Origin of the sequence: Rhizobacter sp., assembly GCF_035702065.1 — a bacterium.
GTDB lineage: Bacteria > Pseudomonadota > Gammaproteobacteria > Burkholderiales > Burkholderiaceae_C > Rhizobacter.
On record NZ_DASSRA010000508.1, the window covers coordinates 1 to 9285 of the forward strand.

General features: G+C 67.4%; 12 protein-coding genes. 5 read left to right on the forward strand and 7 right to left on the reverse strand.

What is annotated here, in order from left to right; genetic code table 11:
• The 3 genes from VFL64_RS22695 to VFL64_RS22705 all read left to right on the forward strand — a co-directional run.
• On the forward strand, positions 1–906 hold a 906-nt coding region (locus VFL64_RS22695), incomplete at its 5' end, for an NADH-quinone oxidoreductase subunit N (protein WP_489542658.1).
• Positions 907–919: 13 nt separating this feature from the next.
• Complete coding sequence (locus VFL64_RS22700) at positions 920–1525, forward strand: NUDIX domain-containing protein (RefSeq protein ID WP_489542659.1); 606 nt, start codon at positions 920–922, stop codon at positions 1523–1525.
• A complete protein-coding gene (locus tag VFL64_RS22705) occupies positions 1522–1968 on the forward strand; it encodes a DUF1178 family protein (protein WP_489542660.1) in 447 nt (148 codons plus the stop codon). Before VFL64_RS22700 ends, VFL64_RS22705 begins: the two co-directional genes overlap by 4 nt.
• Here VFL64_RS22705 and VFL64_RS22710 read toward each other — a convergent pair.
• Positions 1962–2222, reverse strand: a complete 261-nt coding sequence (locus tag VFL64_RS22710; RefSeq protein ID WP_489542661.1) for a DUF2917 domain-containing protein — start codon at positions 2220–2222, stop codon at positions 1962–1964. The genes VFL64_RS22705 and VFL64_RS22710 overlap by 7 nt on opposite strands.
• Positions 2223–2378: 156 nt before the next feature.
• Between VFL64_RS22710 and gcvA the strand changes: the two genes are divergently transcribed.
• Positions 2379–3284 (forward strand): transcriptional regulator GcvA, encoded by a 906-nt coding sequence (gcvA, locus tag VFL64_RS22715; protein ID WP_489542662.1) that lies wholly within the window; start codon positions 2379–2381, stop codon positions 3282–3284.
• A gap of 13 nt (positions 3285–3297) precedes the next feature.
• On the opposite strand, the gene VFL64_RS22720 is transcribed toward gcvA, so the two are convergent.
• Positions 3298–4701 carry an FAD-binding oxidoreductase gene (locus VFL64_RS22720; protein ID WP_489542663.1) on the reverse strand — a complete coding sequence of 468 codons (1404 nt, stop codon included), beginning with the start codon at positions 4699–4701 and terminating at the stop codon, positions 3298–3300.
• Positions 4698–5087 carry a DUF2069 domain-containing protein gene (locus VFL64_RS22725; RefSeq protein ID WP_489542664.1) on the reverse strand — a complete coding sequence of 130 codons (390 nt, stop codon included), beginning with the start codon at positions 5085–5087 and terminating at the stop codon, positions 4698–4700. The genes VFL64_RS22720 and VFL64_RS22725 overlap by 4 nt, the downstream gene beginning before the upstream one ends.
• Before the next feature lie 20 nt (positions 5088–5107).
• Between VFL64_RS22725 and VFL64_RS22730 the strand changes: the two genes are divergently transcribed.
• Entirely contained in the window at positions 5108–6343 is a 1236-nt protein-coding gene (locus VFL64_RS22730) for a YihY family inner membrane protein (RefSeq protein WP_489542665.1), read from the forward strand.
• Here VFL64_RS22730 and VFL64_RS22735 read toward each other — a convergent pair.
• From VFL64_RS22735 to VFL64_RS22750, 4 genes are all read right to left on the reverse strand, one after another.
• Entirely contained in the window at positions 6333–7619 is a 1287-nt protein-coding gene (locus VFL64_RS22735) for a diguanylate cyclase domain-containing protein (RefSeq protein ID WP_489542666.1), read from the reverse strand. The genes VFL64_RS22730 and VFL64_RS22735 overlap by 11 nt on opposite strands.
• A gap of 26 nt (positions 7620–7645) precedes the next feature.
• Positions 7646–7975: an Mpo1-like protein gene (locus VFL64_RS22740; RefSeq protein WP_489542667.1), complete on the reverse strand. Its 330-nt coding sequence runs from the start codon at positions 7973–7975 to the stop codon at positions 7646–7648.
• Positions 7972–8793, reverse strand: coding sequence for an alpha/beta fold hydrolase (locus VFL64_RS22745; RefSeq protein WP_489542668.1), 822 nt, complete (start codon positions 8791–8793; stop codon positions 7972–7974). Before VFL64_RS22745 ends, VFL64_RS22740 begins: the two co-directional genes overlap by 4 nt.
• A partial coding sequence (locus tag VFL64_RS22750; protein ID WP_489542669.1) for a PLP-dependent transferase occupies positions 8790–9285 on the reverse strand: 496 nt, incomplete at its 5' end. The genes VFL64_RS22745 and VFL64_RS22750, both read right to left, overlap by 4 nt.

Consider the following 9285-nt stretch of genomic DNA (forward strand, 5'->3'; position numbering starts at 1 on the left):
AGCGTCGGCGCGCTCGCCACGCGCGACCATAATTTCCTGGTGTTCGGGCTGGTCTTTGTCGTCGCGGGCGTCGCGTTCAAGCTCGGCGTGGTGCCCTTCCACATGTGGATCCCCGACGTCTACCACGGTGCACCCACCGCAGTGACGCTGTTCATTGCCGGCGCTCCGAAGCTGGCTGCCTTCGCCATCACCTTCCGCCTGCTGGTCGAAGGCATGTCGGGCGTGGCCGCCGACTGGCAGCAGATGCTGATCCTGCTGGCCGTGGCCTCGATGCTGCTGGGCAACCTGGCAGCCATCGCGCAGTCCAACCTCAAGCGCATGCTGGCCTATTCCACCATCGGCCAGATCGGTTTCATGCTGCTGGGCTTCACGCCGACGGTCATCTCCAACAACACCTTCTCGGCAGCCAACGGCTACTCGTCAGCACTCTTCTATCTGATCAGCTACGTGCTGACCACGCTGGGCACCTTCGGCATCATCATGCTGCTGTCGCGCCGCGGCTTCGAGAGTGAGAACATCGACGACCTGAAGGGCCTGGCCAAGCGCAGCCCCTGGTACGCCGCGGTGATGGCGATCTTCATGTTCTCGCTGGCCGGCATCCCGCCGACGGTGGGCTTCTACGCCAAGCTGGCGGTGTTGCAATCGCTGGTGTCGACCAACGACAGCACCTACGTGGTGCTGGCCGTGATCGCGGTGCTGTTGTCGCTGGTGGGTGCGTTCTACTACCTGCGCCTGGTCAAGGTCATGTACTTCGACGAGCCCAAGGAAACGGCACCCATTACCACCACCGGCGACGTGCGGGTGCTGCTGTCACTCAACGGTGCCGCGGTGCTGGTCTTCGGCATCCTGCCCGGCTGGCTGATGACCCTGTGCGCCGACGCGGTGCTGCGAGCCCTGAAGACCTGATCGCCGCTTGGCCATGAGCGACGACGGGCATCTGCGCGAAGATCAGGTCAGCGCCCAGCAGGTCTACCGAGGGCACTTTCTCGATGTGAGGCGCGACGAGGTGCGGCTGCCCGATGGCAGCAAGGCCGCCCGCGAGTACATCGTCCACCCCGGCGCGGTGATGATCGTCCCGTTGCTGGACGATGGCCGGGTGGTCGTCGAACGCCAGTTCCGTTACCCCATGGGGAAGGTGATGCTGGAGTTCCCGGCCGGCAAGCTCGACGCCGGTGAGCCGCCGCTGCAGTGCGCCGTCCGCGAGCTGACTGAAGAGACCGGCTACACCGCCCGCGAATGGGCACGTGCCGGCATCCTGCACAACGCCATCGCCTATTCCACCGAAGGCATCGAGGTGTGGTTTGCCCGCGGCCTGGAACTCGGCGCGCGCAGTCTCGACGCTGGTGAGTTCCTGGACGTGGAGACCAGCACTGTCGAAGCGCTGGACGAGCAGGCCCACCGTGGCGAGCTCACCGACGCCAAGACCTTGATCGGCCTCATGTGGTTGCAGAATTGGCGTTCCGGCCGCTGGCAAATGACCTGGCAGGCCACGCCTGCAGGGCAGTTGCCCATAATGCGGCCATGAAGGTTCTGAACCTCCGCTGCACCCACGACCATCAGTTCGAAGGCTGGTTCGCCTCCGAAGACGACTTCCAGTCGCAGTTCGAGCGTGGCCTGGTCGAGTGCCCGCTGTGTGCCGACAAAGCCATCGCCAAGATGCCCACGGCGCCGCGGCTGAATGTGTCTGGTGCGCGTGATCCGGTGCCGGCCAGCAACCCGCCGGCACTGTCACCCGAGGCCATGACCATGCAGTCGATGTGGCTGCGTGCAGTGCAGCACGTGCTGGCCAACACTGACGACGTCGGCGAGCAGTTCGCCGAAGAGGCGCGCCGCATCCACTACGGTGAAGTTGAGGAACGGGCTATCCGCGGCCAAGCTACGCGAGAAGACGCGGTGGCCTTGCAGGAAGAGGGCATCGACGTGATGTCGCTGCCCATCCCGGCCGCCGCGAAGGGCCGTATTCAGTAGGCGGCCAACGCTGCGGCAGCCACGGGGTTGCGCAGCACGAACGAGGCATCTTCCAGTGCCGACACCAGTGCGTGGCCCGAGCGGTCGAGCGTGAAGCTTTGGGCCGGGGCAAGAATCACGTCGTTCGGGTCACCGTCCTGCGTGATCCACAGTTGGCCGGTCTGGCATTCGATGCGTTGTCCTTTGCGTGCGTGCAGGTTGAAGGTCTGGCGGCGCAGCAGGTAGGCAGATTGGGGGGCTGAAGCAAGGCGCATGGTGGGCTCCTGTAGGTTGTCAATTCGCATGCAGCTTGTTCATGTGATCGACGCAAACGCAGCGAATCTGGCTACAGTTTCGGCGTCGCTCCCCCCGGCCGGCAAACGATGGTTTCGCATGCTTTGCATGCGAATACGGAATGCGAAAGGGAACCCTTGAAGCGCTACCGACTGCCCCCGCTCGACTTGCTGGAAGCCTTCGAGGCGGCTGCGCGCCACCTCAGCTTCACGCGGGCGGCTCAGGAGCTGTCGCTCACCCAATCGGCGGTGAGCCGGCAGATCTCGGCGCTGGAAGACCGCCTCGGTGTGCCTCTGTTCCAGCGCTTGCACCGAGCCCTGCGCCTCACCGAGGCAGGCCACCAGTTGCAGGTCACCACCAGCGCCGTCCTGCAGCAACTGCAAGGCGTGACCGAGCAGTTGCGCCCCGGGCAGCGGCAGAAGACCGTCGTCGTCACCACCACCCCGGGCTTTGCGGGGCTGTGGCTGATCCCGCGCCTGTCGGCCTTCACGGCCCAGCACCCTGGCGTCGACGTTCGGATCTCGGCCGGGTTCCAACTCGCCCAACTCGACCGAGATGGTGTCGACCTGGCCATCCGCTACGGCCCCACCGCGCAAGCCGGGCCGCAGGCCATCCGGCTGTTTGGCGAGGTGATGACGCCGGTGTGCAGCCCGGCGCTGCGCCGCCAAACCAGCCGCCCTCTCAAGCGGCCTGAAGATCTTCAGTTCCACACGCTGCTGCATACCGAGTCGCACGGCAGACCCGAGACGCCCGATTGGGCGCTGTGGCTGCGCGCCATGCGCATCGAGCACCTCCAGCCCGCCGGTGCACTGCACTTCTCCGACTACGACCAGATGATCCAGGCCGCGGTACGCGGGCAGGGTGTGGCGCTGGGCCGCCTGCCCTTGATCAACGACCTGATCAAGGCGCGCAAGCTGGTGGCGCCTTTCAGCCACAGCATGGCCTCGCCCATGGGCTACCACCTGCTGCGCTCCGAGGCGTCGGCCGGCAAGGCCGAGGTGGACGACTTCGCGGCCTGGTTGCTCGAAGAGGCGGCGCGCTGATCACACCGGGGCGCTACAGCATGCGCCCGGGGTTCATCAACCCGTCGGGGTCGAGCGCGCGCTTGATCGCACGCATCATCTGCAAGGCCACCGGCGACTTGCGCTCGGCCAGCTCGTCGCGCTTGAGGGCCCCCACACCGTGCTCGGCCGAGATCGAGCCGCCGCAGGCACTCACCGCGTCGTAGACGATGCGGTTCACCGACGGCTCGTGCTGGCGCAGGAACTCCGCACCGTCCACACCCACGGGCGCTTGCAGGTTGTAGTGCAGGTTGCCGTCGCCCAGGTGGCCGAAGTTGACCGAGCGCGTGCCGGGGTGCGCGGCTTGCAATGCGGCGTCGGTGGACGACACGAACGCCGGAATGCGCGACACCGGGATCGAGATGTCGTGCTTGATGTTCGGGCCTTCGAGAGGCTGGGCCAGGGGGATCGACTCGCGCAGGTGCCACATTGCGCGCGACTGCTCGATGCTCTCGGCCACGGCGGCATCGGTGAGCAGCTCGCGCTCGAAAGCGGTTTCGAGCAGGCTTTCGAAGAGAGCTCGTGCGTGTGATTCGCCCTCGGTGTCGGACTGCTCCAGCAGCACCGTCCACTCGGCCTCAGGCAGAGGCTGGCGCAGCTGCGGAAAATGGGTGCGCACCAGCGCAAGCGAGAAGCGGTTCATCACCTCGAAGCCGGTGAGCCCGGCGCCCAACCTGGCCTGTGCCAGCTGCAGCAGCGACACCGCAGCCTCCAGCGAGGGCAGGGCGGCCAGCGCCGTCATGCGCGCCGCCGGCTGCGGGTAGAGCTTGAGCGTGGCGGCGGTGATGATGCCCAGCGTGCCTTCGCTGCCGATGAAGAGGTCGCGCAGGTCGTAGCCGGTGTTGTCCTTGCGCAGGCCGGTGAGCCCCTCCCAGACCTCGCCTTGCGCCGTGACGACTTCCAGCCCCAGGCACAGCTCGCGTGCATTGCCGTAGCGCAGCACCTGGGTGCCGCCGGCATTGGTGGCCAGGTTGCCGCCGATGGTGCAGCTGCCTTCGGCGGCCAGGCTCAGGGGGAAGAGAAAGCCTTGCGCGGCTGCCGCTTCCTGCACCGACTGCAGCACGCAGCCAGCTTCCACGGTGAGCGTGAGGTTGGCTGCATCCAGGCCGCGAACGTGGTTCATGCGCGCGAGGCTCAGAAGCACCTGTGTGCCGCTGCCATCCGGCACCGATCCACCCACCAGCCCGGTATTGCCGCCTTGCGGCACCAGGCCTGTGCCGTGACGCGCGCACAGCTTCACCACGGCCGCCACTTCAGTGGTGTTGCCTGGTCGCACGACCGCCATCGCACGCCCGCGGTAGCGGCGCCGCCAGTCCTGTTCGTAGGCCGAGAGGTCGCCTTCGACCAGCACGTTGGCCGCACCCACGGCGGTGCGCAAGGCGTTGACCAAGTCACTCACGATGCCACCGCCTTGGCCTGGCGCAAGCGCCAGCGAACATGCAGCGCGCAGGCCGCAAACAGCAGCAGGCACAGCAGCACTTCCAGCGCAGCCAGTGGCACGCTGGGCCCGCGGTCGCTGGTGGCGCGCACCACGCCTTCGGTGAAGTACAGCCACACCAGCAGGCTGACCCAGCGGTAGGTGTACATGCGGTTCTTCAGCAGGCCGGCGAGCGGCAGCGTGAGCGGCAACGCCTTCAGAACCAGCCAGGAGCCGCCGGGCCGCAGCGGCGCGAGCCACAGCTCCCAGGCGATGCAGAGCACGATCAAGGCCAGCAGGCTGGCCACGGCCACGGCGCGCGTGCGGCGCACGAACGAGGGTGTATCGGGGGAGAGAGAGGCAGTCATCGCTGGCTATGATGCCGCAAATGAATCTTCCGTCCCCGTTCAAGCAGGGCTTGAAAGCACGCATTGCCGAGCTGCTTGAGACGCTGCAACACTGGCCCTGGCGCGACACGCTGCGCACGCTGCGCCAGCGTTTCCGCGAAGACCGCCTGGGCCTCACGGCCGGCAGCTTGACCTTCACCACACTGATCTCGCTGGTGCCCCTGGTCACCGTGATGCTGGCCTTGTTCACGGCCTTCCCCATGTTCGCCAAGTTCCAGGACGCGCTGCAGAAGTACTTCCTGCAGGCCCTGGTGCCCGACACCATCGCGCGGCCGGTGCTGGGCGCGCTCACGCAGTTCGCCAGCAAGGCCAACCGCCTGGGCACCTTCGGCCTGATCGTGCTGGTGTTCACGGCGGTGGCGCTGATGCTCACCATCGACCGCACGCTCAACGCCATCTGGCGTGTGCGCAAGCCGCGGCCAATCGCGCAGCGTGTGCTGGTGTACTGGGCCGCGGTCACGCTTGGCCCCTTGCTGCTGGGCGTGAGCCTGACGCTGACCTCCTACGCACTCTCGGCTGGCAAGGGTTTCGTGAGCGACCTGCCGGGCGGCGTGACACTGGTGCTCAACACCATCGAGTTCTTGCTGCTGTCGGGCGCAATGGCGAGCCTCTTCCACTACGTACCCAACACCGTGGTGGACTGGCGGCACGCCTGGGCGGGCGGTGTGTTCACGGCGGTCGGCATCGAGCTGGCCAAGCGCGGCATCGGCCTGTACCTTGCGAGCGTGCCGACTTACAGCACGGTGTATGGCGCTTTCGCCACCGTGCCGGTGTTGCTGATCTGGATCTACCTCAGCTGGGTGATCGTACTGCTCGGTGCGGTGATTGCTGCCTATGCGCCCAGCCTGCAGATGCGCGTGGTGCGCCGCCCGTCGGTGCCGGGCTTCCGCTTCCAGCTGGTGGTGGGCATGCTGCGCGAGCTGGCGCAGGCACGGGCCACCGATGCCCGTGGCCTGAGCGCCGCGCAGATCTCGCGCCAGCTGCGCACCGACCCGCTGCAGATCGAGCCGTTGCTCGACACGCTGGTCGACATCGACTGGGTGGGCCGGCTCGATGAGGAAGGCGGGGCGCGCTACGTGCTGCTGTGCGACCCCGCGACCACCAAGGCCGAGGCCTTGCTGGGCAAGGTGCTGCTCGATCCTTCACCCGAGATGCAGGGCTTCTGGCGGCACGCCGGCTTCCCGCAGATGACGCTGCAGGATCTGATCAAGCCTTAGCGGCACCCAGCGTGGCCATGGCACCGCCATGCATCACGCGGTTCTTGCCCTGGCGCTTGGCCTCGTACATGGCCTCGTCGGCCAGCTGCAGCAGCTTCAAGGGTTGCTGGGCATCGCTGGGTGCGAGCGCATAGCCGATGCTCGCGCTCACGGGGTGCCCGGTGACGCAGCGCACCGCATCGAGCATGTGCAGGGCCAATGCATGGGCACCGGCGGGGTCGCGCAGCGAGGCCAGCACCAGGAACTCGTCGCCGCCGAAGCGGGCCACCGAGTCTTCAGCACGCACGGCGCTTTGCAGGGCCTGGGCCACGCCGATCAGCAGGGCGTCGCCGGCGCGGTGGCCGAGGCGGTCGTTGACGGCCTTGAAGCCGTCGAGGTCGACGAAGAACAAGGCCACGGGTGCCTGTTCGGCGTTGGCCATGGCCGACTCGAGCCGGTCCATCATCGTGCGCCGGCTCAGCACGTCGGTGAGCGGGTCGCGCTCGACGCTGCGCTTGAGGTTCTCCTGGCTGAGCGTGAGCTCGTGCACGTCGACGGTCACGGTGTACAGGCCCACCACCTGGCCGGTGGGGTCGAAGTCGGGCACGTAGCTGGTTCGCACCCAGCGCGGCCCTTGCGTGGCCAGGTCGACCAGCCGGGTGTATTGCACCGTTTTGCCTTCCAGCGCGCGCTCGAAGTAGGCCTTGTGCTCGGCCCACCGCTGGGCACCCCGCACCTCGCCGATGGAGCGGCCCAGCATCTCGTGCGGTTGCTGGCCGGTGGCTTCGATGTAGGCCTTGTTGACGAACTGCAGCACGAAGTTGCGGTCGACGTAGGTGAGTGGGTAGGGGATGTTCTCGGTGAAGTGGGCCAGGCGCTGGCGCGCAGCGGAGAGTGCTTCGCGTTCGAGCACGTCCTGGTGGATGTCGAAGGCGATGGTGAACACGCTCTCGACCCGGCCGTTCGCGTCGGTGTCGGGGAACACCTGGATGCGCGCCCAGCGCATGCCCTGGTGTGCGAGACGGCGCTCGTAGTTGACAGTCTTGCCGAGGAACGCCTGTTCGAAGGCCGGCTGGGCGCGTTCCCAGGCTTCGTCTCCGTAGAGCTCCTGCAGTGTGCGCCCGATCAGCTCTTCGCGGGGGCGGCGCGTCCAGTGGAGGTAGGGTGTGTTGCAGAAGACGAGGCGGTTCTGGCGGTTCCAGCGCCCGATGGGCAGGTCGATGGCGTCCACCAGCCGTTCGATGTGCGCCAGCCGGTGCGTGGCGGGGAAGGGTGGGGCTTCCATCATCATCGGCATGTCAGGAGGTACAGCAGCGCGACAGCTCAGAGCTTGATCTTGCCGAGCCAGATGTCCTTGTACATGACCCAGTCGCCCATGAAGCTGAAGAGCGGGCGCTTGAACGAGGCGGGCTTGTTCTTCTCGAAGCCGAAGTGGCCGAGCCACGCGAAACCGTAGCCGCACAGCAGGCCATAAAGCAGGTAGATCGGCGCGCCGCGCGCGATGGCGGTGGCGAAGCACACCAGCGCGAGGGTGGAGCCCACGAAGTGCAGCCGGCGGCAGGTGCGGTTGCTGTGCTCGCTGAGGTAGAACGGGTAGAACTCGGCAAAGGTCTTGAGCGACTTCGGGTCGACCGGTGCGGTGGCGGTGCTCATGTGCAGCTCCCGGAAATGAACGATTGGACCTCATTCAACACCCCGTCAGGGGCCTCTCCCATCAGGGAATGTCCGGCGGGCAGCGTGACGCAATTGGCATGGAGCGCCGCGGCGACGGCGGCAGTGCCCTTGGGGGCGGTCATCTGGTCGTTCGCCCCCAGGATCAGGCGGGCCGGGCAACGCACCTTGGCGGCGGCTTCCAGGCCGGCCGTGTAGCTGTCGCACACCAGGAAGTCCTGGTGGAAGAGGTTGCCGTGGCCGGCTGCGGCGTAGGCGGCCTGCTGCCTGCGCATGAGCGCGCGGTTGCCGCCGCGCAGCCAGAAGCCCGGCGCCGGTGACGACGGCTTGGCGCCGAGCGTGGAGTGCGAGAAGGCGTTGACCATGTCGATGGCCTTCAGCGGCGCTTCGAGCGAGGTGGTCAGCAAGGCGGGTGACACCTTCATCGGGATGGCCGTGCCCACCAGCACCAGGTGGGTGGCGCGTTCGCCCAGCCGGGCGGCGGCTTCGAGTGCAATCAGCGAGCCCATGCTGTGGCCGACCAGGGCCGTGCGCTGCACGCCCGCAGCATCCAGCAGGTCGATCAGCCACTGCGCGCTGGCTTCCACACTGCCCAGGGCCGGGCCGGCGCTGCGGCCGTGGCCGGGCAGGTCGACCGCGAGCACCGCGTGGCCGTGGTGCGCCAGGGCGCGCGTCTGCAGGCCCCACACGCTGTGGTCGTGCATGGCGCCGTGGACGAAGACGACCGCTGGCAGGGCCGGGTCGAAGCTCTTGCCGCCGGTGTAGACGAAGGCCTCGCGGCCGTTCACGCCGAGCTTCATGCGGCCGCTTTCTGCGCGGCCTTGAGGGCGCGCGCGAGGTCGTCGATCAGGTCGTCGGCGTCTTCGAGTCCGATCGACAGGCGGATCGTGCCCTGCGTGATGCCGGCCTGCGCCAGTGCAGCGTCGTCCATGCGGAAGTGCGTGGTCGAGGCCGGGTGGATGACGAGCGAGCGGCAGTCACCCACGTTGGCCAGGTGCGAGAACACCTTCAGCGCCTCAATGAAGGCCTTGCCCTGCGCCCGGTTGCCCTTGAGGTTGAAGCTGAACACCGAGCCGCAACCGCGCGGCAGCAGCTTCGCGGCCAGCGCATGGCTGGGGTGGCCGGGCAGCTCGGGGTAGCCCACGCTCTCGACCATCGCGTGTGAAGCCAGGTGCTCCACCACCTTGCGCGTGTTGGCCACGTGCCGCTCCATGCGCAGCGACAGCGTCTCGATACCTTGCAGGATCAGCCAGGCCGTGTGCGGGCTCATGCAGGCGCCGAAGTCGCGCAGG

What these genes read in the sequence shown, in the direction of transcription:
- VFL64_RS22735 (WP_489542666.1), bottom strand. Translation starts at nt 7,619, where the DNA reads ATGCCGATGATGATGGAAGCCCCACCCTTCCCCGCCACGCACCGGCTG.
- VFL64_RS22725 (WP_489542664.1), bottom strand. Translation starts at nt 5,087, where the DNA reads ATGACTGCCTCTCTCTCCCCCGATACACCCTCGTTCGTGCGCCGCACG.
- VFL64_RS22730 (WP_489542665.1), top strand. Translation starts at nt 5,108, where the DNA reads ATGAATCTTCCGTCCCCGTTCAAGCAGGGCTTGAAAGCACGCATTGCC.
- VFL64_RS22740 (WP_489542667.1), bottom strand. Translation starts at nt 7,975, where the DNA reads ATGAGCACCGCCACCGCACCGGTCGACCCGAAGTCGCTCAAGACCTTT.
- VFL64_RS22710 (WP_489542661.1), bottom strand. Translation starts at nt 2,222, where the DNA reads ATGCGCCTTGCTTCAGCCCCCCAATCTGCCTACCTGCTGCGCCGCCAG.
- VFL64_RS22745 (WP_489542668.1), bottom strand. Translation starts at nt 8,793, where the DNA reads ATGAAGCTCGGCGTGAACGGCCGCGAGGCCTTCGTCTACACCGGCGGC.
- VFL64_RS22705 (WP_489542660.1), top strand. Translation starts at nt 1,522, where the DNA reads ATGAAGGTTCTGAACCTCCGCTGCACCCACGACCATCAGTTCGAAGGC.
- VFL64_RS22700 (WP_489542659.1), top strand. Translation starts at nt 920, where the DNA reads ATGAGCGACGACGGGCATCTGCGCGAAGATCAGGTCAGCGCCCAGCAG.